Genomic DNA, 26,182 nt, shown 5'->3' on the forward strand with positions numbered 1-26,182 from the left:
GGACCTCTTGACGATTGGTCCAGACCTTCCTACGCTCGCGGGGCGCGCGCATCTTCACGGACCACCCCCACCCATGTCCGTCCGCAACTTGAGGAGCACCGTTGAGCACTCAAGCACCGACGCGCAGAACAGGGTTCAGACACCGGGCCGCCGCCGGTCTCACCGCCCTGATCCTGCCCCTCGCCGCCATGGTCGGCCTCGCCACCCCCGCCGAAGCGGCCACCTCGGCCACGGCCACGTACACCAAGACGCAGGACTGGGGCACCGGATTCGGCGCCAGCTGGACCGTCAAGAACACCGGCACCACCACCATCAACTCCTGGACCGTCGAGTGGGACTACCCCGCCGGCACCTCCGTGACCTCCGCCTGGGACGCCACCGTCACCAGCTCCGGCACCCACTGGACCGCCAAGAACGTCGGCTGGAACGGGACCCTCGCCCCCGGCGCCTCCGTCTCCTTCGGCTACAACGGCGCGGGCCCCGGCGCCCCCAGCGGCTGCAAGATCAACGGCGCCGCCTGTGACGGCACCAGCCAGCCCGGCGACAACGCCCCCTCCGCCCCCGGCACCCCCGTCGCCTCCGCCATCACCGACACCTCCGTGAAGCTCACCTGGACCGCGGCCACCGACGACAAGGGCATCAAGAACTACGACGTCAAGCGCGACGGCGCCACCGTCGCCACGGTCACCGGCCTCACCTACACCGACACGGGCCTCACCGCCGGCACCGACTACGGCTACACGGTCGTCGCCCGCGACACCATCGACCAGACCGGCCCCGACTCCGGGTCGGTCCCCGTCCACACCACCGGTGGCGGCGGCGGCCAGCCGCTCCCCAACGCGGTGAAGATGGGCTACTTCACCAACTGGGGCGTCTACGGACGCAACTACCACGTGAAGAACATCGTGACCTCGGGCTCCGCGTCCAAGATCACCCACATCAACTACGCCTTCGGCAACGTCCAGGGCGGCAAGTGCACCATCGGTGACGCCTACGCCGACTACGACAAGGCCTACACCGCCGACCAGTCCGTCGACGGCGTCGCCGACACCTGGGACCAGCCGCTGCGCGGCAACTTCAACCAGCTGCGCAAGCTGAAGAAGGCCTACCCGAACATCAAGATCCTGTGGTCCTTCGGCGGCTGGACCTGGTCCGGCGGCTTCGGCCAGGCCGTGCAGAACCCGGCGGCCTTCGCGCAGTCCTGCTACGACCTGATCGAGGACCCGCGCTGGGCCGACGTCTTCGACGGCATCGACCTGGACTGGGAGTACCCCAACGCCTGCGGTCTCTCCTGTGACACCAGCGGCGCCGCGTCCTTCAAGAACATGATGCAGGCCATGCGCGCCAAGTTCGGTGCCAACTACCTGGTCACCGCGGCCGTCACGGCCGACGCCTCCAGCGGCGGCAAGATCGACGCCGCCGACTACGCCGGCGCCGCACAGTACATGAACTGGTTCAACGTCATGACGTACGACTTCTTCGGCGCCTGGGCGGCGCAGGGCCCGACGGCCCCGCACTCCCCGCTCACCTCGTACGCCGGCATCCCGCAGGCCGGCTTCAACTCCGCCGAGGCCATCGCCAAGTTCAAGGCGAAGGGCGTCCCCGCCAACAAGCTGCTCCTCGGCATCGGCTTCTACGGACGCGGCTGGACCGGCGTCACCCAGGCCGCCCCCGGCGGCACGGCGACCGGCCCGGCTCCCGGCACCTACGAGCAGGGCATCGAGGACTACAAGGTCCTCAAGACCTCCTGCCCGGCCACCGGCACCGTCGCGGGCACGGCGTACGCCAAGTGCGGCAGCAACTGGTGGAGCTACGACACCCCCGCCACGGTCACGTCCAAGATGAGCTGGGCGAAGAACCAGGGCCTGGGCGGCGCGTTCTTCTGGGAGTTCAGCGGTGACACCGGCAACGGCGAGCTCGTCGGCGCCATCAACACCGGTCTGAACTAGCGCCTACGAAGAAGCGGGGGACGGCGCAGCACGCCGTCCCCCGCTTCCTCACATGGACGTCTCAGGCCACATTGACCCTCTGGCCGGGAGGCGCCGCCTCCAGCCAGGCCATGAAACCCGTCCGGGCGTCCTCGCTCATCGCGAGCTCCAGACGGACGCCCTCGTACATACAGGGCTGGATCACCATCTCGGAGAGCAGTGCGAGCTCCTCCTCGCCCTCCGGCATCCGGCGCTCCAGGGCCACGATGGACGAGCGCTCCAGGGTCCGGCGCGGGCGGGGCGCGTACGAGAAGACCCGGAACCAGGCGATCTCGTCACCGCTGTAACGGGCGACGCCGTACACCCAGCCCTTGCCGCTCGGATCCGGCTCGTCCGGGACGTTCCAGTGCAGCGAGCAGTCGAAGGTGCCGCCGGCGCGCTGGATCAGCCTCCGGCGCAAGCCGAAGACGAAGAGCCCGATCACCACCAGTGCGACGACCAGGCCGCACACGAGCAGAGCGAGGAACATCTTCACCGACCTCCTCGCTGCGTCCCGTAGCCGGCACCGCCGGCAGAACCGAATACAACCTGCATCTGCATCGCCTCAGCCGCGGCACGGTCTGGAAAATTCCAGCCGTGCCGCGGCTGAGGGCACTACTCTGCGCGGACCGTCAGCGGACCGCTACCGCGCGCAGCCGGACATCGGCGCGCCGCTCGGCGGCCGCGTCGGAATCCGACTTCGCACGCTCCAGCGCGCGCTCGGCGCGCTGGGCGTCGATCTCGTCCGCCAGCTCGCAGATCTCCGCGAGCAGAGACAGCTTGTCGTCGGCGAACGAGATGAATCCACCGTGGACGGCGGCGACGACAGTCGCGCCCTCACTGGTACGGATGGTCACCGGGCCCGACTCCAGCACACCGAGCAGCGGCTGGTGGCCGGGCATGACGCCGATGTCGCCGGAGGTGGTACGCGCGATGACCAGGGTGGCCTCGCCGGACCAGACACTCCGGTCCGCGGCGACCAGCTCGACGTGCAGCTCAGCAGCCAAGGGTGGCTCCTCGGGTCACCACCCGGCGGTCGTGCCGGGTGTTGGGGTCAATTCTAGTGGGCGTGGTGAGGGGGGCGGGACCGATCCCGCCCCCCTCGGGAGAGCACGGGGCTCAGGAGACGCCGAGCTCCTTGGCGTTGGCCTTGAGGTCCTCAAGGCCACCACACATGAAGAACGCCTGCTCGGGGAAGTGGTCGTACTCACCGTCGCAGATCGCGTTGAACGCGGCGATCGACTCGTCGAGCGGAACGTCCGAACCGTCCACACCGGTGAACTGCTTCGCCGCGTGGGTGTTCTGGGACAGGAAGCGCTCGACACGGCGGGCGCGGTGGACAACGAGCTTGTCCTCCTCGCTCAGCTCGTCGATACCGAGGATCGCGATGATGTCCTGGAGGTCCTTGTACTTCTGCAGGATTCCCTTGACGCGCGTGGCGGCGTCGTAGTGGTCCTGCGCGATGTAGCGCGGGTCCAGGATCCGGGACGTGGAGTCCAGCGGGTCCACGGCCGGGTAGATGCCCTTCTCGGAGATCGGACGGGAGAGAACCGTCGTCGCGTCGAGGTGGGCGAAGGTGGTGGCCGGAGCCGGGTCGGTCAGGTCGTCCGCGGGGACGTAGATCGCCTGCATCGAGGTGATCGAGTGACCACGGGTCGAGGTGATGCGCTCCTGGAGGAGACCCATCTCGTCGGCCAGGTTCGGCTGGTAACCCACCGCGGAGGGCATACGGCCGAGCAGGGTCGACACCTCGGAACCGGCCTGGGTGAAGCGGAAGATGTTGTCGATGAAGAACAGCACGTCCTGCTTCTGCACATCGCGGAAGTACTCCGCCATGGTCAGACCGGCGAGGGCCACGCGGAGACGGGTGCCCGGGGGCTCGTCCATCTGGCCGAAGACCAGCGCGGTCTTGTCCAGAACGCCGGCCTCCTCCATCTCCACCATGAGGTCGTTGCCCTCACGGGTGCGCTCACCGACGCCCGCGAAGACCGACACACCGTCGTGCAGCTTGGCCACACGGACGATCATTTCCTGGATCAGAACGGTCTTGCCGACACCGGCACCACCGAACAGACCGATCTTTCCACCCTTGACGTACGGGGTGAGAAGGTCGACGACCTTGAGGCCGGTCTCGAACATCTCGGTCTTGGACTCGAGCTGGTCGAAGTCCGGGGCCTTGCGGTGGATCGTCCAGCGCGGCGCGTCGGCCACGGTGGACTCGTCGGCGTTCAGCACCTGACCGAGCGTGTTGAACACGCGGCCCTTGGTGACGTCGCCGACCGGGACGGTGATGCCCGTACCCGTGTCGGTCACCGGGGCCTGGCGGACCAGACCGTCGGTGGGCTGCATGGAGATGGCGCGGACGACGCCGTCACCGAGGTGCTGGGCGACCTCGAGGGTCAGCGTCTTGGTCGCGCCCTCCTCGGTCGGGTCCATGACCTCGACGTGCAGCGCGTTGTAGATCGCCGGCATCGCGTCGACGGGGAACTCCACGTCGACGACCGGGCCGATGACCCGGGCGACGCGGCCCGTGGCGGCGGCCGTCTCAACAGTGGTCGTCATTACTTGTCACTCCCCGCGGTCGCGTCGGCCAGGGCTGCGGTGCCACCGACGATCTCGCTGATTTCCTGGGTGATTTCGGCCTGGCGGGCCGCGTTGGCAAGTCGGGAGAGGTTGTTGATCAAGTCTCCCGCGTTGTCGGTCGCCGACTTCATCGCGCGTCGCGTGGCGGCGTGCTTGGAAGCAGCCGACTGGAGCAGCGCGTTGTAGATCCGGCTCTCGACGTACCGCGGCAGCAGGGCGTCGAGGACGTCCTCCGCCGACGGCTCGAAGTCGTACAGCGGACGAAGCGTGTCCGAGTCGCCCGCCTCCTTCGCCACCTCGTCGAGGCTGAGGGGCAGCAGCCGGGCCTCGACCGCGGTCTGCGTCATCATCGAGACGAACTCGGTGTAGACGATGTGGAGCTCGTCCACACCACCCTCCGCCGTGTCCTGCTCGATCGCCTCGATCAGCGGAGCCGCGATCGTCTTGGCGTCGCCGTACGAAGGCTGGTCCGTGAACCCGGTCCACGAGCCGGCCAGCTTCCGCTCACGGAAGTTGTAGTGCGCGATGCCACGACGGCCCACCACGTAGATGGTGACCTCGCGACCCTCGCCCTCCAGCTTCGCCGTCAGCTTCTCCGCCGCCTTGATGGCGTTGGAGTTGAAGGCACCGGCCAGACCGCGGTCGCTCGAAAGGAGCAGGACCGCGGCGCGGATCGGGTTCTCCGCCTCGGTGGTCAGCGGGTGCTTGTCGTTCGCACCCGTGGCCACCGCCGTGACCGCGCGCGTCAGCTCGGTCGCGTACGGAGTCGACGCCTGCACCTTGCGCTGCGCCTTGACGACACGCGAGGCGGCGATCATCTCCATCGCCTTGGTGATCTTCTTCGTCGCGGTGACGGATTTGATGCGACGCTTGTAGACCCGGAGCTGCGCTCCCATGAGTCAGGTCCCTTCCGTCGTCACTTCGAGACGTTGACGGCGGCAGGAGCGTCCTCGCCCAGCAGCTTGCCGTCAGAGGTCTCGAACTGCTTCTTGAACTCCGCGATGGCGTCGCCCACGGCCTGCAGGGTGTCGTCGGACATCTTGCCGCCCTCACGGATGGAGGTCATGAGGCCCGAGTGGCTCTGGCGCAGGTACGCCAGGAGCTCGGCCTCGAAGCGGCGGATGTCGACGACCGGGACGTCGTCCATCTTGCCGGTGGTACCGGCCCAGACGGAGACGACCTGGTTCTCGGTGGGCATCGGCTGGTACTGAGCCTGCTTGAGCAGCTCGACCATGCGCTGTCCACGCTCCAGCTGCGCCTTGGAGGCGGCGTCCAGGTCGGAACCGAAGGCGGCGAACGCCTCCAGCTCACGGAACTGGGCCAGGTCCACACGGAGGCGACCGGAGATCTGCTTCATCGCCTTGTGCTGGGCGGAGCCACCGACACGCGAGACCGAGATACCGACGTTCAGGGCCGGACGCTGGCCGGCGTTGAACAGGTCGGACTCCAGGAAGCACTGGCCGTCGGTGATGGAGATGACGTTGGTCGGGATGAACGCCGACACGTCGTTCGCCTTGGTCTCGACGATCGGGAGACCGGTCATCGAACCGGCACCCAGCTCGTCCGAGAGCTTCGCGCAGCGCTCGAGCAGACGCGAGTGCAGGTAGAAGACGTCACCCGGGTAGGCCTCACGGCCCGGCGGGCGGCGCAGCAGCAGCGACACGGCGCGGTAGGCGTCGGCCTGCTTCGACAGGTCGTCGAAGACGATCAGGACGTGCTTGCCCTGGTACATCCAGTGCTGACCGATGGCGGAGCCGGTGTACGGCGCCAGGTACTTGAAGCCGGCCGGGTCGGACGCCGGGGCGGCGACGATCGTCGTGTACTCGAGCGCGCCGGCCTCTTCCAGGGCGCCACGCACGGAGGCGATGGTCGAGCCCTTCTGACCGACGGCGACGTAGATGCAGCGAACCTGCTTGTTCACGTCGCCCGAGCGCCAGTTGTCGCGCTGGTTGATGATCGTGTCGACACACAGAGCGGTCTTGCCGGTCTGACGGTCACCGATGATCAGCTGACGCTGACCACGGCCGACCGGCGTCATGGCGTCGACGGCCTTGTAGCCGGTCTCCATCGGCTCGTGCACCGACTTACGGGCCATAACGCCCGGGGCCTGCAGCTCGAGGGCGCGGCGGCCCTCGGTCGCGATCTCGCCGAGACCGTCGATCGGGTTGCCGAGCGGGTCGACGACGCGACCCAGGTAACCCTCACCGACACCGACGGAGAGGACCTCGCCGGTGCGCTGCACCGACTGACCCTCCTCGATGCCGCTGAACTCGCCGAGGACGATCGCACCGATCTCGCGCTCTTCGAGGTTCAGCGCGAGACCGAGGGTCCCGTCCTCGAACTTCAGCAGCTCGTTCGCCATGGCCGAGGGAAGACCCTCGATCTTCGCGATACCGTCACCGGCCAGGCTGACCGTGCCGACCTCCTCGCGCGAGGCCGCGTCCGGCTGGTACGACTGGACAAAGTTCTCCAGTGCGTCCCGGATCTCCTCCGGCCGGATCGTGAGCTCCGCCATCTGGGTTCCCTGCTCTCCTTGTTGGGCCCGAAGTTTCTTAAGGGGTCTGGGGGCCGACCCCCAGGAATCTTCTGCAATCTCTGCACGGCCCAACCGGGCCGCTGGTGATGCTGTGTAGCTGTGATGCCTTGTGCTGCTGGTGACGGTCGTCAGCCGGCCAGGCGGCGGGTCGCCTCGTCGAGACGCTCCGCGATCGAGCCGTTGATGACCTCGTCGCCGACCTGCACCGTGATCCCGCCGAGGACCGAGGGGTCCACGTCCAGGTTCAGGTGCATCTCGCGGCCGTACAGCTTGGCCAGTACGGCTCCGAGGCGCTGCTTCTGCTGGTCCGACAGCGGCACCGCCGTGGTGACGACGGCGACCATCCGGTTCCGGCGCGCCGCGGCGAGCTTGGAGAGGGACTCGAGTCCCGCTTCCAGGCTACGTCCCCGGGGCTGGGTCACCAGACGGACGACCAGACGCTCGGTGGCGGCGTTGGCCTTGCCGCCGAGCAGGCTGCGGAGCAGCGCGCCCTTGGCGGTGGCCGTGGCGGCCTTGTCCGTCAGCGCCGAGCGGAGCTCGGGGCTGGAGGACACGATCCGGCCGAAGCGGAACAGCTCGTCCTCGACGCCGTCGAGGGCGCCCGCCTTCTGCGCCGCGGTGAGGTCGGCGATGTTCGCCAGCTCCTCGGCCGCGTCGACCAGGTCACGCGAACGCGACCAGCGGGAACGCACCATGCCGGACACCAGGTCGACGGTTTCGCCACCCACCTGACCGGTCAGGAGTCGCTGCGCGAGCTCGGCCTTGGCCTCACCCGACTGCGCGGGGTCGGTCAGGACCCGACGCAGCGACACCTCGCGGTCGAGCAGCGTGGTGACGGAGGCCAGCTCGTCCGCGAGCTTCGTCGCGTCGACCGACGTGTTGTCGGTCAGCGCGTCGAGGGACTCACGTCCGGCGGCCAGTGCCTCGCGACTCGCTCCGTTCATCGGACGGCCTCCGCCTTCTCCTCGAGCTCGTCGAGGAAGCGGTCGATCGTCCGGCTCTGGCGGGCGGTGTCCTCGAGGGACTCGCCCACCAGCTTGCCGGCCAGGTCGGTGGCGAGCTTGCCCACGTCCTGACGCAGCGAAGCGGAAGCGGCCTTGCGATCGGCCTCGATCTGCGTGTGGCCGGCCGCGATGATCTCCTCGCGCTGGCGCTGGCCTTCCGCCTTCATCTCCTGGATGATCGCGGTGCCCTGCTCCGTCGCCTCCTGGCGAAGACGCGCGGCCTCGTGGCGGGCCTCGGCGAGCTGGGCCTTGTACTGCTCCAGCACGCTCTGAGCCTCGATCTGGGCCGACTCGGCCTTCTCGATGCCGCCCTCGATGGCCTCGCGGCGCTGCTCCAGAACCTTGTTGATGTTCGGGAGGAGCTTCTTGGCGAGGAAACCGAAGACGATGACGAAGGCGATCAGGCCGATGACGAGCTCGTCGAGATGCGGGATCAGAGGAGGCTGGGGCTCCTCCGCCTGCGCAAGAAGCAGCGCGTTCACATCAGTGCCTTCCGTAAAAAGGTTTGGGCTGTCGGTCCGATTTACTGGTAGACGAAGCCCATGACGATGCCGATGAGGGCAAGCGCCTCACAGAACGCGAAGCCCATGATCTGGTTGGTGCGGATCAGGCCGGCAGCTTCGGGCTGACGGGCGAGAGCCTGCGTACCGTTACCGAAGATGATGCCGACGCCGACGCCGGGGCCGATCGCGGCCAGGCCGTAACCGATCGAGGCGACGTTGCCAACGACGTTGGTCTTGGCGCTGCCGCCTTCGGCGGCGAGGTTGATCATGTCGAGAGCAGCGGACATGCCGTTACTTCCTTCTCTTTCAATGACCCGGTGGGGGTTGGCCACCGGACGACTGATGGTTTCGGGGTGGAGCTACGGGCCGGGACGGCTCAGTGGTGCTCGGAGAGGGCGCCCTGGATGTAGCTGCAAGCCAGGAGCACGAAGACGTACGCCTGGACGGCCTGGATGAAGAGCTCGAAGGCGGTCATCACGAGGACCATCACGAACGAGGCGCCGGCGTAGACGAAGCCCAGGCCGTTCATGAGGTACCAGGTGGCCAGCGAGAACATCACGATCAGCAGGTGACCGGCGAACATGTTCGCGAACAGTCGCACCGCGTGCGTGAAGGGCCGGATGAGGAGGTTCGAGAAGAACTCGAGGACGACGACCATCGGGAGGATCGCACCGAGGGACTTGTCGTAGCCGACGATGTTCTTCCAGCCGCCCACGAAGCCGTGCTTCTTGAAAGTGAGCGAGATCCACATGACATACACGATCAGCGCGAGACCGGCCGGGAAGGCGATCAGCGAGGTGACCGGGAACTGGGCGAGCGGAATGATCGACCAGAGGTTCATGATCCAGACGAAGAAGAACAACGACACCATGAAGGGGACGTACTTCTCGCCGTCCTTCTTGCCGATGATCTCGTAGACGATGCCGCGGCGGACGAAGTCGTAACCGGCCTCGCCGACCATCTGCATCTTGCCGGGGATCAGCTTGGGCTTGTTGAAGGCGGCCCAGAAGAACCCGACGACCACGATGGAACCGAGGAGCGCGAGCAGCATCGGCTTCGTGATCTCGATGCCGGCCACCGTGGCGATGGGCTCGTACATGAACGTGTGCAGGCCCGGCGCCGGGAAGCCACATCCACTGAAGATGTGGCAATCCGGGTCGAAGGCAAGCGTCTGGTCAGCACTCACCGCGGGCTCCTTCAGCGTGGCGCATAGGTACGGCAACCTCGTTGTGTCGGCGCGGCACGCAGCCGCGGGTCGGCACTGGACTGGTCTTACGGATAAGGGGGCGGCGGTTCGGCATCGAGCCTCGCGCTGGGACAGGCGTCTCGGATGCCCGCGCCCGCAATGCCGCAGTTGGCACCGGACGATAGCAGGAAGCCGAAGGCGGCTTTATCCCGGCCCTACCCTTCACGACTTCGACCCCGTGTTTCCGGGGTCGATGTACGTGATCTTGGCCTTCATGTAGGCGCGGGCCTGTGCGGCGACCCACACCACGGTCGTCGCGAGCAGCGTGAAAGCGAAGGCCTTGAAGTCGAACAGCGTGGTGTTCTTGAGCAAAGCCAGGAAGATGAAGAGCAACAGCAACTGGGCCGTGTAGAGCATGAGCCCCATGGCCTGGAACAGATGCGGGAGCGACTTCGCCGTCCGCTGCAGGACGAGCTGACCGATCCCCATGAAGAGGAGCACGACCAGAGTGCCGACCACGGCGCCGAGCGCGCCCTTGCCACCGGCGACCACGCCACTGATGACCGTGGCGATCGCGCCGACGGCTGCGGTGGGTACGGCGGTGTGCAGAAGGATGCGTGCGTCGTTGGACGGCATGGCGGTGTCTCCGCTTGCTGGAGGGGGCGATGGTGTCGTCGAGGACGAGCGTAAGCCCGGTCCGAGGTGGGTCTCGGGGCCAACAGACCGTCGCACTACGGTCTTTCGGCACTGTCGCCGGGTCTCGTGAACGGTATCACAAACTATTTGAATAGGTCTTTACCCATAAGGTGTGCCAACTGTCACACCTGAGAGCTACCCCGCGCGTGTGTGCACGACGAGAAGGCGCCTTGTGTGCTAATGGCCGCGTGTGCGGCTTTCGTCAACTTGGCGTTCCGGCCTTCCGCCTGTCGGTGAAGCGCCCGCGGTTGCCGATGGCGGTGGCGCCGTTGATCCCGGCGGGCACCGGAATCCGCTCCTCCTCGACCACGACCGGGTCCGGAGCGGTCTCCACCGCGAGGGCGCGCTTGCGGCGCCGGTAGCGGGGCGGTACGACGGACTCGGCCCAGCGGGGTGCGCGCGGTGTGAAGCGCGGCAGCAGAAGCAGCACCAGGCCGATCGCGCTGAGCGCGACGACGCAGAGGACGATCCACATCGAGGCCGAGTGGACCGAGTACGCCAGCGTCCCGAAGGCGATGAGCGCCGACCAGAAGTACATGATCAGGACCGCGCGGCTGTGCGAGTGCCCGATCTCCAGGAGCCGGTGGTGCAGGTGCCCGCGGTCGGCCGCGAACGGCGACTGGCCCTTCCACGTACGGCGCACGATCGCCAGGACCAGGTCCGCCATCGGGATCGCGATGATCGACAGCGGCAGCATCAGCGGGATGAAGACCGGCAGTGCGGCGTGCGTGGCCTGACGCGTCGAGCCCTCGAAGATCTTCAGCGCGTCGGGGTCGACCTGACCGGTGATCGAGATGGCCGAGGCCGCCAGGATCAGACCGATCAGCATCGAGCCGGAGTCGCCCATGAAGATCCGCGCCGGATGCATGTTGTGCGGCAGGAAGCCCAGGCACATGCCCATGAGGATGACGGTGAAGAGCGTCGCGGGGGCGGCGGCCTCGATCGTGTAGCCGTACCAGAGGCGATAGGCGTACAGGAAGAACGCGGCGGCGGCGATGCAGACCATGCCGGCGGCGAGACCGTCGAGACCGTCGACGAAGTTGACCGCGTTGATGGTGAGGACGACCAGGGCGACGGTCAGGAGCGTGCCCTGCCACGGGGTCAGCGAGACGACGCCGACACCCGGGATCGGCAGCCACAGGATGGTCAGACCCTGGGCGACCATGACGCCCGCCGAGATCATCTGCGCGCCCAGCTTGATCAGCGCGTCCAGCTCGAACTTGTCGTCGAGGACGCCGATCAGCCAGATCAGGGCGGCACCGGAGAGCAGGGCCCGCGGCTCGTTGGAGAGCTCGAAGACGCTGTTCAGGTTCTGCAGGTGGTCGGCGACGAGCAGTCCCGCGCACAGCCCGAAGAACATGGCGATGCCACCGAGCCGCGGAGTCGGTTCTCGGTGTACGTCTCGCGCACGGATCTCCGGCATCGCCCCGGTCGCGATGGCGAACTTCCGCACCGGACCGGTGAGCAGATAGGTCACCGCGGCCGTGACACAGAGCGTCAGCAGGTAATCACGCACGGGCTGCCCCACAGGAATCGCTGGCCATCTCAGCCCCACACCCTAGCCGTGCCGTCCATGTGCTTGGAGACACCTGGACCCCCCGAACGGTTGCACAGCGACTTTCCGTGATCTTTCCTCAGCGTCCATACGGGGGAAATCGGCCGGTCAGAGCCCGTACCTCCCCCCGTACCCTCGCCGTCTCCGCGGCGTCGTCACGCAGTGCGGCGGTGAACAAGGCGGCGATCCGCGCCATCTCCGGGGCGCCCATCCCCTGGGTGGTGACGGCGGCCGTACCGAGCCGGATCCCGCGCCCCTCCCCGTACGGCAGGGCGCAGGTGTCGAGGACCATGCCGGCGGCGGCGAGCCGGGAGCGTGCGGTGCGGCCGTCGACGCCGAGGGGTGCGGAGTCGGCGGTGATCAGGTGGGTGTCGGTGCCGCCGGTGGTCAGCGCGAAGCCCTCGGCGGCGAGCGCGGCCGCCATGACGCGGGCGTTCTCGACCACCTGATGGGCGTACGCGGTGAACGCCGGGGTGGACGCCTCGCCGAAGGCCACCGCCTTGGCCGCGATCGTGTGCATCTGGGCGCCGCCCTGGGTGAACGGGAACACCGCGCGGTCGATCCGCCCCGCGAGGTCCGAGCCGCACAGGACCATTCCGCCGCGCGGACCGCGCAGCACCTTGTGGGTGGTCGCGCAGACGACGTCGGCGTACGGGACGGGGCTGGGCGCCGCTCCCCCGGCGACCAGACCGATGGGATGGGCGGCGTCGGCGATGAGATAGGCGCCGATCTCGTCGGCGATCTCGCGGAAGGTCGCGTAGTCGAGGTGCCGGGGGTACGAGATGGAACCGCACACGATCGCCTTGGGGCGGTGGTGGCGGGCGAGGGCGGCGACCTGCTCGTAGTCGACGAGCCCGGTCTCGGCGTCGACGCCGTACGGCACGAAGTCGAACCAGCGCCCGGAGAAGTTGGCGGGCGAACCGTGGGTGAGGTGCCCACCGTGGTCCAGGCCCATGGCCAGGACCGTGTCACCGGGCCTCAGAAGGGCCGCGTACGCCGCCAGGACGGCCGAGGAGCCCGAATGTGCCTGGACGTTCGCATGGTCGGCCCCGAAGAGCGCGGTGGCCCGCTCCACGGCGATCCGCTCGGCGGCGTCGGCGTACTCGCAGCCACCGTGGTGACGTGCGCCGGGATACCCCTCGGCGTACTTGTTGGCCAGCGGGGAACCGAGGGCTGCGAGGACCGCGGGCGAGGTGAAGTTCTCGGCGGCGATCAACTGCAGGCTGTCGGCCTGCCGACGCACCTCGCCGAGCAGCACGTCGGCGATCTCCGGGTCCTGTCGGCGCAGGACGTCGAGAGCCTCATCGGGGGGAGCGGTGACCGACATGTCACCAATGTAGGCACGCACTCCCCCACGCGCCCCCTGACAGCGGTCAGTCGCGCGCCCGCGCCCCCTGACAGCAGTCAGTCGCGCGCCCGTACCCCGGTCAGCGCCGTCACCACCGGATCCAGTGCCTGGTTGATCTCGTCGCCGATCGAGCGGAAGAAGGTGATCGGGGCGCCGTACGGGTCGTTGACCTCGTCCGCGTCCACCGAGGGGGCCAGGAGCCACCCGCGTAGAGCCGCCGCCGCGCGGACCAGGGCACGCGCGCGTTCCACCATGCCCTCGTCGCGGGCGTCCGGGAGCGTGGCCGGGTCGATCGCGCGGACCAGGCGGGTGAACTCCTTCAGGGTGAAGGTGCGCAGACCCGCCGAGTGGCCCATCGAGATGACCTGGGCGCGGTGGTCGCGGGTCGCCGTGAGGACCAGGTCCGCGCGGATGACGTGCTCGTCGAGGAGCTCGCGCCCCACGAAGCCGCTGTAGTCCGCGCCGAAGTCGGCGAGGACCAGTTCCGCGTTGGCCTCCATCGGGGCGCCCTCGTGGCCCCAGGTGCCCGCGCTCTCCACGATCAGGCCGCCGCCGAGAGGGTCTCCGAGACGGTCGCTCAGGGCATGGCGGGTCAGCCGCTCGGTGATCGGCGAGCGGCAGACGTTGCCGGTGCTGACGTGGAGGATGCGGAAGGTGTTGCTGTCGTCGAACCCCGCTATGCCACGCCCCTCAGGGGCGGTCAATTCGCCACCTCGAGGTCGGGTACGACCTTCCGGAGCTCCTCCGGCGAGAGCGCGCCCTCGCGCAGCAGCACCGGCACCTTGCCCGTGACGTCGACGATGGACGACGGCACGATGCCGGGGGTCGGTCCGCCGTCCAGGTAGACGGAGACGGAGTCGCCGAGCATCTGCTGGGCCGCGTCGCAGTCCTCCGGCGACGGGTGGCCGGTGAGGTTCGCCGAGGAGACGGCCATCGGGCCGACCTCGGTGAGCAGCTCGATGGCGACCGGGTGCAGCGGCATGCGGATGGCGACGGTGCCACGGGTGTCGCCGAGGTCCCACTGGAGGGACGGCTGGTGCTTGGCGACGAGGGTGAGGGCGCCGGGCCAGAAGGCGTCGACGAGCTCCCACGCCTGCTCGGAGAAGTCCGTGACCAGGCCGTGGAGGGTGTTCGGGGAGCCGATGAGCACGGGCGTGGGCATGTTGCGGCCCCGGCCCTTGGCGGCGAGCAGGTCCGCCACGGCCTCGCTGCTGAAGGCGTCCGCCCCGATCCCGTACACGGTGTCGGTGGGCAGCACGACCAGCTCGCCCCGGCGGACGGCGGACGCGGCCTCGCGCAGACCCGTCACACGGTCGGTCGCCTCGTTGCAGTCGTATCGCCGTGCCATCAGTTCCCGGCCTCCTCGTAAGCGTGGTTCGTCATGGCAGTCGTGCCGGTCATGGCATGGCCTTGCGGGCGGTCGCGAAGCGCGGCCGGTTGTTCAGGTCCGGGTGGTCGGCGGCGTCGGCCCAGCCGGCCTCTTCGTTGAAGATCCACGGCACCTGCCCGCCCTGGGTGTCCGCGTGCTCGATGACGACGAGGCCGCCGGGGCGCAGCAGACGGTGGGCGGTGCGCTCGATGCCGCGGATGGTGTCGAGGCCGTCCTCGCCGGAGAAGAGGGCCATCTCCGGGTCGTGGTCGCGGGCCTCGGGTGCCACGTACTCCCACTCGGTGAGCGGGATGTACGGCGGGTTGGAGATGACCAGGTCGACCTGGCCGTCCAGCTCCGGGAGCGCGGTCAGCGCGTTGCCCTGGTGGACGGTGACGCGGGAGCCCTCGGCGTTCTTCCGGGTCCACACGAGGGCGTCGTCGGAGAGCTCGACGGCGTGCACGCGCGAGCGTGGCACCTCCTGTGCCATGGCGAGGGCGATGGCCCCGGAGCCGGTGCAGAGGTCGACGATGAGGGGTTCGACGACGTCCATCGCGCGGACGGCGTCTATGGCCCAGCCGACGACCGACTCGGTCTCCGGGCGGGGCACGAAGACCCCGGGTCCGACCTGGAGCTCCAGGTACCGGAAGAACGCCCGCCCGGTGATGTGCTGGAGCGGTTCGCGGGCCTCGCGGCGGGCGACGGTCTCCCAGTAGCGGGCGTCGAAGTCCGCGTCCTTGACGTTGTGCAGCTCCCCCCGCTTGACGCCGTGCACGAACGCGGCGAGCTCCTCCGCGTCGAAACGCGGTGAGGGAACGCCGGCGTCGGCCAGCCGCTGGGTGGCCTGGGCCACCTCGGCAAGCAGCAGGTTCACGCTGGTCCTCCGTGGTGCGGGGTGGGGCTTACGGAACTTACGCCGCTGCGAGCTTGGCAGCCGAGTCGGCGTCGACGCACGCCTGGATCATCGGGTCCAGTTCGCCGTCGAGCACCTGGTCCAAGTTGTACGCCTTGAAGCCGACGCGGTGGTCCGAGATCCGGTTCTCCGGGAAGTTGTACGTACGGATCTTCTCGGACCGGTCGACGGTGCGGACCTGGCTGCGACGGGCGTCGGCGGCCTTGGACTCGGCCTCCTCCTGCGCGGCGGCGAGCAGCCGGGACCGCAGGATACGCATGGCCTGCTCCTTGTTCTGGAGCTGGCTCTTCTCGTTCTGGCAGGAGGCGACGATGCCGGTCGGCAGGTGGGTGATGCGGACGGCGGAGTCGGTGGTGTTGACCGACTGGCCGCCGGGGCCGGACGAGCGGTAGACGTCGATGCGCAGGTCGTTGGCGTGGACCTCGACCTCGACCTCCTCGGCCTCGGGCGTGACGAGCACGCCGGCGGCGGAGGTGTGGATGCGGCCGGCGGACTCGGTCGCGGGCACGCGCTGGACGCGGTGCACCCCGCCCTCGTACTTGAGGCGCGCCCAGACGCCCTGGCCGGGCTCGGTGGCGCCGTTGCCGCCCTTGGTCTTCACGGCGACCTGGACGTCCTTGTAGCCGCCCAGCTCGGACTCGGTGGCGTCGATGATCTCGGTCTTCCAGCCGACGCGCTCGGCGTACCGGAGGTACATGCGGAGCAGGTCGCCGGCGAAGAGTGCGGACTCGTCGCCGCCCGCGCCCGCCTTGATCTCCAGGATGACGTCCTTGTCGTCGCTGGGGTCGCGCGGGACGAGGAGCAGTCGGAGCTTCTCGGTGAGCTCCTCCCGGTCCTTCTCCAGCTGCTTGACCTCGGCGGCGAAGTCGGGGTCGTCGTGTGCCAGCTCGCGGGCGGTCTCGATGTCGTCACCGGTCTGCTTCCAGGCCCGGTAGGTGGCGACGATCGGGGTCAGCTCGGCGTAGCGCTTGTTCAGCTTGCGCGCGTTCGCCTGGTCGGCGTGGACCGAAGGGTCCGCGAGCTTCGTCTCCAGGCCGGCGTGTTCGCCGACCAGTTCCTCGACCGCCTCGAACATCGGGGGCTCCTGGTTTTTTCGTCAGTTGCTACGGGGACGGCAAAGCGCCGGTCCCGGCCACCCGCGCGGGGCGACCGTGGACCGGCGCAGGGGCTCGCTACTTGGAGCCGGCGGCCTTGCCGAAGCGGGCCTCGAAGCGGGCGACGCGGCCGCCGGTGTCGAGGATCTTCTGCTTGCCCGTGTAGAACGGGTGGCACTCGGAGCAGACCTCGGCACGGATGGTGCCCTCGGTCAGCGTGCTCCGGGTGGTGAACGACGCGCCACAGGTGCAGCTGACCTGGGTCTCGACGTACTGGGGGTGGATCTCGCGCTTCAAGGTGTCTCCTAGTTTCGGGAGGGCTCCGGGTCGCCGTCGCGGGTTGCGGCAAGCGTGAACCGGGGCCGACGTACCAGTCTGCCAGGACCGGCCGTATCTCCCAAAACCGGGGTCGGGCCGGAACTATTCCTGAGCTGCCGCGGACGGCGCTTCCGGTGCTACTTCACGACGCCGTCGGCCTGGCCGGTGGCCGCGTCCTTCGTCGCCGAGGCGGGGATCGGGAGGTCCTTCTTCAGGGCCGTCCAGACCTGCCGGGACTGGGCTTCCAGGGGCACGACGCGGTTGGGGTCCCGGGGGTCGTACTCGACGGGCATGGTGACCATGTGGACGTCCTGGGCGCCGATGCCGGAGAGGCCCTTCGCGAAGCCCATCAGCTCCTGGACCGAGTCGAGTTCGGAGTCTGGGGTGATGGCCTTGGTGGCGGCGTCGGCGAGGTCGAGGAGCTTCGTCGGGTTGGTGAAGACGCCGACGTCCTTGACCTGGTCGATGAAGGCCTTCATGAAGGCCTGCTGGAGCTGGATGCGGCCGAGGTCGCTGCCGTCGCCGACGCTCTTGCGGGTGCGGACGAGGCCGAGGGACTGCTCGCCGTCGAGGGTGTGGGTGCCCGGTTCGAGGTCGAGGTGGCTCTTGCTGTCCTCGATGGCCGCGGTGGTGGTGATCTCCACCCCGCCGAGTTCGTCGATGAGCTTCTTGAAGCCGGTGAAGTCGACCTCGATGTAGTGGTCCATGCGGATGCCGGACATCGCCTCGACGGTCTTGACGGCGCAGGCGGGGCCGCCGACCTCGTACGCGGTGTTGAACATGGCCCGCTGCTCGCCCGCGACGGCGGTGCCCTGGGCGTCGGTGCACGAGGGCCGGTCGACGAGGGTGTCGCGGGGTACGGAGACCACACTGGCCTTCTTGTGGCCCTCGTAGACGTGGACGACCATCGCGGTGTCGGAGCGGGCGCCGCCCTCGTCCTTGCCGTAGGCGCCGTTGTCGCCGGAGCGGGAGTCGGAGCCGAGGACGAGGATGTCCATGGAGCCGTTGTCGACGTCGTCGGGGCGGTCGGTGCCCAGCTGGGCGTTGATGTCGACGCCTTCGAGGTTGCCGTCGAGCTTGAAGTAGACGTATCCGAGACCGGCGCCGCCGAGGACGAGGACGGCGAGGGCCCCCGAGACCAGGACGGCCACCTTTCGGCTGCGCTTGGCGGGCTGCTTGCGGCGGCGGCCGCTTCCCGCGCCGCCTATTCGGCTGCTCTTGCTCTGCTCGGTCATCGTCATCCCTCGGGCCCTCGGTTCACCATGTGTGACGGCGAAGCACCCAAAAGGGTTGCATACGGGCCTGTGAGGTTTCGGTGAGCTCAGCCGGGAACAGCACTGCGCCCACCGTGCGGGGCACGGTGGGCGCAGTGGTTCACGCAGGTCACGACAGGGTTACGGGGCCGAGGCCGCGTCCTGGTCGCGCGACTGGAGCATGACGCAGGTCACACGTCAGTCGTCGTTCTTGCCGCCAGGCGTCGTCTTCTGGATCTGGAGCAGGAACTCGCCGTTCGACTTCGTCTGCTTCATCTTGTCGAGCAGCAGCTCGATCGCCTGCTGCTGGTCGAGCGCGTGCAGCACACGACGGAGCTTCCAGGTCACGGCGAGCTCGTCGGCGCCGAGCAGGATCTCTTCCTTACGCGTACCCGAGGCGTCGACGTCGACGGCCGGGAAGATGCGCTTGTCGGCGAGCTTCCGGTCGAGCTTGAGCTCCATGTTGCCGGTGCCCTTGAACTCCTCGAAGATCACCTCGTCCATGCGCGAACCGGTGTCCACCAGGGCGGTGGCGAGGATGGTGAGCGAGCCGCCGTCCTCGATGTTCCGGGCCGCACCGAAGAAGCGCTTCGGCGGGTAGAGCGCGGTCGAGTCGACACCACCGGACAGGATGCGGCCGGAGGCAGGCGCCGCGAGGTTGTACGCGCGGCCCAGGCGGGTGATCGAGTCGAGCAGGACGACCACGTCGTGACCCAGCTCCACGAGACGCTTGGCGCGCTCGATGGCCAGCTCGGCGACGGTGGTGTGGTCCTCGGCCGGACGGTCGAAGGTCGAGGAGATGACCTCGCCCTTGACCGACCGCTGCATGTCGGTGACCTCTTCCGGACGCTCGTCGACCAGGACGACCATCAGGTGGCACTCGGGGTTGTTGGTGGTGATCGCGTTGGCGATCGCCTGCATGATCATGGTCTTGCCGGTCTTCGGCGGGGCCACGATCAGACCGCGCTGGCCCTTGCCGATCGGCGACACGAGGTCGATGATCCGCGTGGTCAGCACGCCCGGGTCGGTCTCCAGACGGAGCCGGTCCTGCGGGTAGAGCGGGGTCAGCTTGTTGAACTCGGGGCGGCCGCGGCCGGAGTCGGCGGCCATGCCGTTCGCCGAGTCCAGGCGGACCAGCGCGTTGAACTTCTCGCGGCGCTCGCCCTCCTTCGGCTGACGCACGGCGCCGGTGACGTGGTCACCCTTGCGCAGACCGTTCTTGCGGACCTGGGCGAGGGAGACGTACACGTCGTTCGGACCGGGCAGGTAGCCGGAGGTCCGGATGAACGCGTAGTTGTCGAGGATGTCGAGGATGCCCGCGACGGGGATCAGGACGTCGTCGTCGGCGACCTGCGGCTCGCCGGCCTGGAAGTCGTCACGCCCACGACGCCCACGGCGGTCGCGGTAACGGCCGCGACGCCCACGGCGGCCGCCCTCGGCGTCGTCGTAGTCGTCCTGCGGACCGGCCTGCTGGCCCTGGCCCTGGACCTGCTGGCCCTGACCCTGGCCGCCCTGGCCCTGGCCCTGGCCGCCCTGGCCGCCCTGGCGCTGGCGCTGGCCGCCCTGGCCACCGCCCTGCTGCTCGTCGCCCTTGCCACGGTCGCGCTGACGGTCACGGCGGTCACGGCGCTCGCCGCGCTCCCCGCGCTCGCCGCGGTCACGACGGCCGCGGCCCTCGGCGCCGTCGACGGCGGCCTCGGCCTTGCTGTCGGTGCCCGCGTCGGCCTTGGCCTCGGTACGGGCCTCGGTCTTGACGACCTGCGCGGCCTCGGCCTTGGCCTCGCCCTCCGGCGAACCGGCGGGGGCGGTGGCACGACGGCGACGACGCTCGCCCGCGGGCTGGTCGTCGGAGGCCGGCTGGCCCGGGATGTCGATCTGCTGCTGGGCGACGGCCTTCTCGGCCTTCTCCGCCTTGGGCTCGGCGGCCTCGGCAGCGGTCTCACCCGTACGGGTCTTGGCGGTGGCGCGGCGCTTCGGCTTGGTCTCGGCGGCGTCGGCGGCCTTGGCGGGGGCGGCGGAACCGCCACCGGCCTGCGCCTCCTTGATGACCTCGATCAGCTGGCTCTTGCGCATCCGCGCGGTGCCCCTGATGCCGAGGCCGGACGCGACCTGCTGCAGCTCGGCCAGGACCATGCCCTCGAGGCCGGTGCCGGAGCGGCGGCGCCGTGCGGTGCCGCCGGTGGCAGCACCTGCGGCGGGCGCGGCGGCGTCGACACTGCTGTCGGCAGTCACGCCCATCAGATCGGTGGTGTCGCTCACGAAGGGTCCTTCCCTGGAGCGGACGTCGGCCATCTGGCTCGGCGACCGGTTGTGCTGTCCGGCAGCGGTCCCGTGTTGGGTGGACCGTGTCCGGGGCGGTGGTCCCGCCGGGTACGGCGGAGAGAAACGTGCTGTGGGTCCGGCCCGAGCGCCCCCTGCTCGGCCCTCACTGCAGAAGAGCGAGGGGTGTCGTGCCGGTTCCGGAGCGTGCTCGAAACTGCTCAGGCAGGCTGCTCAGGCAGTTGGGGAGGCTCCCGGAAGAATCGGTGGTCCCTGATGGGGACACTCAGCACCGCGCCACAAAGGCGCCGGGTGCTGACTTGAGGTTAACACTACCGGCTCCAACAAACATTCCCCCTCTCCCTCACCGGCAATCTCCTGTCCCGGACGCTGCCCGGCGTCCGGCCGCCGTGCGCCTAGGGCGCCAGCGGCAGGACGCTCGCGCCGGAGGCGTCGAGGTCGAGCCGGTTCGCGGCCCAGCCCTCGCCCGCCAGTCGGGCGACCTTGTCGGCCGTCCCGTGTTCGGCCAGCGCGAGGACCGTGGGGCCCGCGCCGGAGATGACCGCGGGGACGCCGTCCGCGCGCAGTCGGTTCACCAGGGCGATGCTCTCGGGCATCGCGGGAGCCCGGTACTCCTGGTGCAGCCGGTCCTCGGTGGCCGCGAGCAGCAGCTCGGGGCGGCGGGTCAGGGCCTCGACGAGGAGGGCGGCGCGCCCGGCGTTGGCCGCGGCGTCCACGTGCGGGACGGTGCGCGGCAGGAGTCCGCGGGCGGTCTCGGTCAGCACCGGCTTCCCGGGGACGAAAACCACCGGAACGATGGAATCCGAGGGTTCCATCCTGATGGCTCGCGCGGCACCGGACTCGGTCCAGGCGAGCGTGAATCCGCCGAGCAGACAGGCGGCGACGTTGTCGGGGTGGCCCTCGATCTCGGTGGCGAGCTCCAGGAGGGCGGCCTCGTCGAGCTTGGCGTCCCCGCCTATGGTCACGGCGCGGGCGGCGACGATGCCGGCGCAGATGGCGGCGGAGGAGGAGCCGAGGCCGCGGCCGTGCGGGATGCGGTTGGCGCAGACGACCTCCAGGCCGCGCGGCTGTCCGCCGAGCAGGTCGAAGGCGGTACGCAGGGAGCGCACGAGCAGGTGGCTCTCGTCGCGCGGGAGCGTCTCGGCACCCTCGCCGGCGATGTCGACGTGCAGCCCGGAGTCGGCGACACGGACGACGACGTCGTCGTAGAGGCCCAGCGACAGGCCGAAGGCGTCGAAGCCCGGACCGAGATTGGCGCTGGTGGCGGGGACGCGCACCCGTACGGCGGCGGCGCGGAACGCTGGACCGGCCATCGCTCGATGACTCTCCTTGATTGCGACAACGGTGTTTCAGAACAGCAGGTGGTGCGGATCAACAGGTGTTGACGAACAGCAGTCGGTTCGGAACAGCGGGTGTTGCGGCACAGCGGTTGTTTCGAGAGAAGTACGGGAAACCCGGGGGCCGTTTCGGCCACGGAGGCGACAACGGCAACGACACCGCGCATATGCGTCGGGGCGGGTTCGGTACAGCCTATCGAAGGAAGGTTCTGCCGCGACATAGGGCGCACAGGAGGCGCACGATGCGTGTCGCGAGCCAACCTGTGCGCCTATGTAGGTTCCTGATCGGGTTTCGATCAGTACTTTTCCCCGCGCGGAGGGGGTGTGATCAGGCCAGACCGAGGCGCTCGGCGGCGGCGGCCGCGTCGACCGGAACGGTGACCGGCTGCGGCGCGCCGGCGACGGCCCAGTCGGGGTCCTTGAGCCCGTTGCCGGTGACCGTGCAGACGATCCGCTGGCCGGGGTCGACCTTGCCCTGCTCGGCGGCCTTCAGCAGACCGGCGACCGAAGCGGCCGACGCGGGCTCGACGAAGACGCCCTCCTGCGCGGCCAACAGGCGGTAGGCGCGCAGGATCTCACGGTCCGTCACCTCGTCGATGAAGCCGCCCGACTCGTCGCGCGCGGCGATCGCGTAGTCCCACGAGGCCGGGTTGCCGATGCGGATCGCGGTGGCGATCGTCGACGGGTCCTTGACGACCTCGCCGCGCACGAGCGGCGCGGAGCCGGAGGCCTGGAAGCCCCACATGCGCGGGCGGTGCGTCGCGAGACCGTCGGCGGCGTACTCGCGGTACCCCTTCCAGTACGCCGTGATGTTGCCGGCGTTGCCCACGGGCAGGACGTGGATGTCGGGCGCGTCGCCCAGCATGTCCACGATCTCGAAGGCGGCGGTCTTCTGGCCCTCGATACGGACCGGGTTGACCGAATTGACCAGCGCCACCGGGTAGTTCTCGGAGAGGCTGCGGGCCAGGGTCAGGCAGTCGTCGAAGTTGCCGTCGACCTGGAGGATCTTCGCGCCGTGCACGAGGGCCTGGCCCATCTTGCCGAGCGCGATCTTGCCCTGCGGCACGAGGACGGCGGAGACCATGCCGGCGCGGACCGCGTAGGCCGCGGCGGAGGCGGAGGTGTTGCCGGTGGAGGCGCAGATGACGGCCTGCGCCCCCTCCTCCTTGGCCTTGGAGATGGCCATGGTCATGCCCCGGTCCTTGAAGGAGCCGGTGGGGTTGGCGCCCTCGACCTTGAGGTGCACCTCGCAGCCCGTGCGCTCGGAGAGGACCTGAGCGGGTACGAGCGGCGTGCCGCCCTCACGGAGCGTGACGACCGGCGTCGTGTCCGTGACCGGAAGGCGGTCCCGGTACTCCTCGATGATGCCGCGCCACTGGTGGGTGCCCTTGTGGGTCATGGGTCCTTACTCCCCTTCAACACGCATGATGCTGGCGACACCGCGCACGGTGTCGAGCTTGCGCAGCGCCTCGACGGTCCCGGAAAGGGCTGCGTCGGGCGCGCGGTGGGTGACGACGACGAGGGAGGCCTCGCCGAATCCGTCTTGTCGACCTTGCTGGCGCACCGTATCGATGGATACGCCGTGCTCGGCGAAGACCGTCGCGACCTGGGCGAGGACGCCCGGCTTGTCGGCCACGTCGAGGCTGATGTGGTACCGCGTGACGACCTCGCCCATGGAGCTCACGGGCAGCTGGGTGTACGCGGACTCGCCGGGGCCGTTGGCCTCGTTGAGCTTGTTGCGGCACACGGCGACCAGGTCGCCGAGGACGGCCGACGCGGTCGGGGCGCCGCCGGCGCCGGGGCCGTAGAACATGAGCTGACCGGCCGCCTCGGCCTCGACGAAGACCGCGTTGTACGCCTCGCGGACGGAGGCGAGCGGGTGGCTCAGCGGGATCATCGCCGGGTGCACGCGCGCGGTGACCGAGCCGCCGTCGGCGGCGCGCTCGCAGATGGCGAGCAGCTTGATGGTGCAGCCCATCTGCTTGGCGGAGGCGAAGTCGGCGGCGGTGACCTCGGTCATGCCCTCGCGGTAGACGTCGTCGAGGCGCACGCGCGTGTGGAAGGCGATTCCGGCGAGGATGGCGGCCTTGGCGGCGGCGTCGAAGCCCTCGACGTCGGCGGTCGGGTCGGCCTCGGCGTACCCGAGGGCGGTGGCCTCGTCGAGCGCCTCGGAGTAGCCGGCTCCGGACGTGTCCATCTTGTCGAGGATGAAGTTCGTCGTGCCGTTGACGATGCCCATGACGCGGTTGATCTTGTCGCCGGCGAGGGACTCGCGCAGCGGCCGGACCAGCGGGATGGCGCCGGCGACGGCGGCCTCGTAGTAGAGGTCCTGGCCGTGCTCCTCGGCGGCGGCGTAGAGGGCCGCGCCGTCCTGGGCGAGCAGCGCCTTGTTCGCCGAGACGACGGAGGCGCCGTGCTCGAACGCGGTGGTGATGAGGGTGCGGGCCGGCTCGACCCCGCCGATGACCTCGACGATGACGTCGATGTCCCCCCGTTTGACCAGCGCGGTGGCGTCGGTGGTGATCAGCTCGGGAGCGATTCCCTCACGGACCTTGTCCGGGCGGCGGACCGCCACGCCGGCGAGCTCGACCGGTGCGCCGATGCGCGCGGCGAGGTCGTCGGCGTGCGTCGTCATGATGCGCGCCACCTCTGAGCCGACCACTCCACAGCCCAGCAGCGCCACCTTCAGCGGACGCGTACGCATCATCCGACCTCTTTCTCGTACTACTTCGTATCTCTACGGTTTCGTATCTCTACGCGGAACCAGTCTCACTCACCGGACGAGGGATTCAGCCCCTAGTCCGGATCCTGAGACATCTATTTCATCACTCGACTATTTCATCACCCGACGTCGAGACGCAGGAGATCTTCCTCCGTCTCACGCCGGACGATCACCCGGGCCTCGCCGTCACGAACGGCGACGACGGGCGGCCGGAGCGCGTGGTTGTAGTTGCTGGCCATGGAGCGGCAGTACGCACCGGTGGCCGGCACGGCGATGAGGTCGCCGGGCGCCAGGTCCGAGGGGAGGAAGGCGTCCCGTACGACGATGTCGCCGCTCTCGCAGTGCTTGCCGACGACCCGGGAGAGCATGGGCGCGGCGTCGCTGGTCCGCGAGACGAGGTTGACGCTGTACTCGGCGTCGTACAGCGCGGTGCGGATGTTGTCCGACATGCCGCCGTCGACACTCACGTACGTCCGCAGCCCTTCGAGCGGCTTGATGGTGCCGACCCGGTAGAGCGTGAAGGCGGTGGGCCCGACGATGGCGCGCCCCGGCTCGACGGAGATGCGAGGCGTTGCGAGCCCGGCGGCCTCGCACTCCCGCGTCACGATCTCGCTCAGCGCCTTCGCGATCTCGTGCGGCTCGCGCGGGTCGTCCTCGGAGGTGTACGCGATGCCGAGACCGCCGCCGAGGTCGATCTCGGGCAGCTCGACCCCGTGCTCGTCACGGACCTCGGCGAGCAGCTGGACGACCCGCCGCGCGGACACCTCGAAGCCGGCCATGTCGAAGATCTGCGAGCCGATGTGCGAGTGAATGCCGATGAGCTCGAGACCGTCGAGCTTCAGCGCCCGGCGCACGGCCTCGGCGGCCTGTCCCCCGGCGAGCGCGATGCCGAACTTCTGGTCCTCGTGCGCGGTGGCGATGAACTCGTGCGTGTGGGCCTCGACGCCGACGGTCACCCGGATCTGCACGCGCTGGCGCTTGCCGAGCCCCTGAGCGATGTGGGCGACGCGAACGATCTCCTGGAAGGAGTCGAGAACGATCCGCCCCACGCCGACCTCGACGGCCGTACGGATCTCCTCCTCGCTCTTGTTGTTGCCGTGGAAGGCGATGCGCTCGGCGGGCATCCCGGCGGAGAGGGCGGTGGTGAGCTCGCCGCCGGAGCACACGTCCAGGTTCAGCCCCTCCTCCTTGAGCCACCGCACGACGGCCCGGGAGAGGAACGCCTTCCCCGCGTAGAACACGTCGGCGTCCTTGCCGAAGGCCTCGGCCCAGGCGCGGCAGCGCGCCCGGAAGTCGGTCTCGTCGAGGAAGTAGGCGGGGGTCCCGAACTCCTCGGCGAGGTCGGTCACGCTCAGCCCGCCGACGGTGACGACCCCGTGCTCGTCCCGCTCGACGGTCCGGGACCACACCTTGGGGTCGAGGACGTTGAGGTCGGCGGCGGGCGCGGTGTAGTGGCCTTCGGGGAGGACGTCGGCGTGGCGAGGGCCTGCGGGATGGGCGGAACGACTCATGTCAGAA

At 69.2% G+C, this 26,182-nt stretch carries 24 protein-coding genes; 1 reads left to right on the forward strand and 23 read right to left on the reverse strand.

The annotated features are described in order from the left end of the window. The first annotated feature begins 101 nt into the window (after positions 1–101). A complete protein-coding gene (locus OG259_RS13690; RefSeq protein WP_443051961.1) occupies positions 102–1,949 on the forward strand; it encodes a glycosyl hydrolase family 18 protein in 1,848 nt (615 codons plus the stop codon). A gap of 61 nt (positions 1,950–2,010) precedes the next feature. Here OG259_RS13690 and OG259_RS13695 read toward each other — a convergent pair whose 3' ends face one another. From OG259_RS13695 to lysA, 23 genes are all read right to left on the reverse strand, one after another. Beyond that, positions 2,011–2,457 (reverse strand): DUF2550 domain-containing protein, encoded by a 447-nt coding sequence (locus OG259_RS13695; RefSeq protein WP_030321101.1) that lies wholly within the window; start codon positions 2,455–2,457, stop codon positions 2,011–2,013. A 142-nt stretch (positions 2,458–2,599) separates the two neighbouring features. Continuing rightward, on the reverse strand, positions 2,600–2,974 hold the full coding sequence (locus OG259_RS13700; protein ID WP_024761909.1) for a F0F1 ATP synthase subunit epsilon: 375 nt from the start codon (positions 2,972–2,974) through the stop codon (positions 2,600–2,602). A 112-nt stretch (positions 2,975–3,086) separates the two neighbouring features. Further along, positions 3,087–4,529: a F0F1 ATP synthase subunit beta gene (gene atpD, locus OG259_RS13705; protein ID WP_328942524.1), complete on the reverse strand. Its 1,443-nt coding sequence runs from the start codon at positions 4,527–4,529 to the stop codon at positions 3,087–3,089. Further along, entirely contained in the window at positions 4,529–5,446 is a 918-nt protein-coding gene (locus OG259_RS13710) for a F0F1 ATP synthase subunit gamma (protein WP_030321096.1), read from the reverse strand. The genes atpD and OG259_RS13710 overlap by 1 nt, the downstream gene beginning before the upstream one ends. Before the next feature lie 20 nt (positions 5,447–5,466). Beyond that, positions 5,467–7,065: a F0F1 ATP synthase subunit alpha gene (gene atpA / locus OG259_RS13715; protein WP_328942525.1), complete on the reverse strand. Its 1,599-nt coding sequence runs from the start codon at positions 7,063–7,065 to the stop codon at positions 5,467–5,469. Between the two features lie 149 nt (positions 7,066–7,214). Then, a complete protein-coding gene (locus OG259_RS13720; protein ID WP_328942526.1) occupies positions 7,215–8,030 on the reverse strand; it encodes a F0F1 ATP synthase subunit delta in 816 nt (271 codons plus the stop codon). Next, positions 8,027–8,572: a F0F1 ATP synthase subunit B gene (locus tag OG259_RS13725; protein WP_266896691.1), complete on the reverse strand. Its 546-nt coding sequence runs from the start codon at positions 8,570–8,572 to the stop codon at positions 8,027–8,029. The genes OG259_RS13720 and OG259_RS13725 overlap by 4 nt, the downstream gene beginning before the upstream one ends. Before the next feature lie 41 nt (positions 8,573–8,613). Beyond that, positions 8,614–8,880, reverse strand: coding sequence for an ATP synthase F0 subunit C (atpE, locus tag OG259_RS13730; RefSeq protein WP_024761915.1), 267 nt, complete (start codon positions 8,878–8,880; stop codon positions 8,614–8,616). 89 nt (positions 8,881–8,969) lie between these two features. Beyond that, positions 8,970–9,779 (reverse strand): F0F1 ATP synthase subunit A, encoded by an 810-nt coding sequence (atpB, locus tag OG259_RS13735; protein WP_266896686.1) that lies wholly within the window; start codon positions 9,777–9,779, stop codon positions 8,970–8,972. A 222-nt stretch (positions 9,780–10,001) separates the two neighbouring features. Continuing rightward, positions 10,002–10,415, reverse strand: coding sequence for a hypothetical protein (locus OG259_RS13740; protein WP_266896684.1), 414 nt, complete (start codon positions 10,413–10,415; stop codon positions 10,002–10,004). Positions 10,416–10,677: 262 nt separating this feature from the next. After that, on the reverse strand, positions 10,678–11,991 hold the full coding sequence (locus OG259_RS13745) for an MraY family glycosyltransferase (RefSeq protein WP_328942527.1): 1,314 nt from the start codon (positions 11,989–11,991) through the stop codon (positions 10,678–10,680). 118 nt (positions 11,992–12,109) lie between these two features. Continuing rightward, a complete protein-coding gene (glyA, locus tag OG259_RS13750; RefSeq protein ID WP_328942528.1) occupies positions 12,110–13,357 on the reverse strand; it encodes a serine hydroxymethyltransferase in 1,248 nt (415 codons plus the stop codon). A 77-nt stretch (positions 13,358–13,434) separates the two neighbouring features. After that, complete coding sequence (locus OG259_RS13755; RefSeq protein ID WP_318207885.1) at positions 13,435–14,082, reverse strand: arsenate reductase/protein-tyrosine-phosphatase family protein; 648 nt, start codon at positions 14,080–14,082, stop codon at positions 13,435–13,437. Next, complete coding sequence (locus OG259_RS13760; protein ID WP_030321077.1) at positions 14,079–14,726, reverse strand: L-threonylcarbamoyladenylate synthase; 648 nt, start codon at positions 14,724–14,726, stop codon at positions 14,079–14,081. Before OG259_RS13760 ends, OG259_RS13755 begins: the two co-directional genes overlap by 4 nt. A 49-nt stretch (positions 14,727–14,775) precedes the next feature. Beyond that, positions 14,776–15,621, reverse strand: coding sequence for a peptide chain release factor N(5)-glutamine methyltransferase (gene prmC, locus OG259_RS13765; RefSeq protein ID WP_266896675.1), 846 nt, complete (start codon positions 15,619–15,621; stop codon positions 14,776–14,778). 37 nt (positions 15,622–15,658) lie between these two features. Next, entirely contained in the window at positions 15,659–16,735 is a 1,077-nt protein-coding gene (prfA, locus tag OG259_RS13770; protein ID WP_328942529.1) for a peptide chain release factor 1, read from the reverse strand. A gap of 97 nt (positions 16,736–16,832) precedes the next feature. Further along, entirely contained in the window at positions 16,833–17,051 is a 219-nt protein-coding gene (gene rpmE / locus OG259_RS13775) for a 50S ribosomal protein L31 (protein ID WP_266896673.1), read from the reverse strand. A gap of 158 nt (positions 17,052–17,209) precedes the next feature. Then, complete coding sequence (locus OG259_RS13780) at positions 17,210–18,307, reverse strand: LCP family protein (protein WP_328942530.1); 1,098 nt, start codon at positions 18,305–18,307, stop codon at positions 17,210–17,212. A 216-nt stretch (positions 18,308–18,523) separates the two neighbouring features. Then, entirely contained in the window at positions 18,524–20,584 is a 2,061-nt protein-coding gene (gene rho / locus OG259_RS13785; RefSeq protein WP_328942531.1) for a transcription termination factor Rho, read from the reverse strand. Positions 20,585–21,000: 416 nt separating this feature from the next. Then, positions 21,001–21,918 (reverse strand): homoserine kinase, encoded by a 918-nt coding sequence (thrB, locus tag OG259_RS13790; RefSeq protein ID WP_328942532.1) that lies wholly within the window; start codon positions 21,916–21,918, stop codon positions 21,001–21,003. A 352-nt stretch (positions 21,919–22,270) separates the two neighbouring features. Next, the gene (gene thrC / locus OG259_RS13795; protein ID WP_266896669.1) at positions 22,271–23,341 is read right to left on the reverse strand and encodes a threonine synthase; all 1,071 of its coding nucleotides are present in this window, start codon (positions 23,339–23,341) and stop codon (positions 22,271–22,273) included. A gap of 6 nt (positions 23,342–23,347) precedes the next feature. Next, positions 23,348–24,646 carry a homoserine dehydrogenase gene (locus OG259_RS13800; RefSeq protein WP_328947083.1) on the reverse strand — a complete coding sequence of 433 codons (1,299 nt, stop codon included), beginning with the start codon at positions 24,644–24,646 and terminating at the stop codon, positions 23,348–23,350. Positions 24,647–24,783: 137 nt separating this feature from the next. Further along, positions 24,784–26,175: a diaminopimelate decarboxylase gene (gene lysA / locus OG259_RS13805; RefSeq protein ID WP_328942533.1), complete on the reverse strand. Its 1,392-nt coding sequence runs from the start codon at positions 26,173–26,175 to the stop codon at positions 24,784–24,786. Positions 26,176–26,182 lie beyond the last annotated feature (7 nt).

The organism is Streptomyces sp. NBC_00250, assembly GCF_036192275.1.
GTDB lineage: Bacteria > Actinomycetota > Actinomycetes > Streptomycetales > Streptomycetaceae > Streptomyces.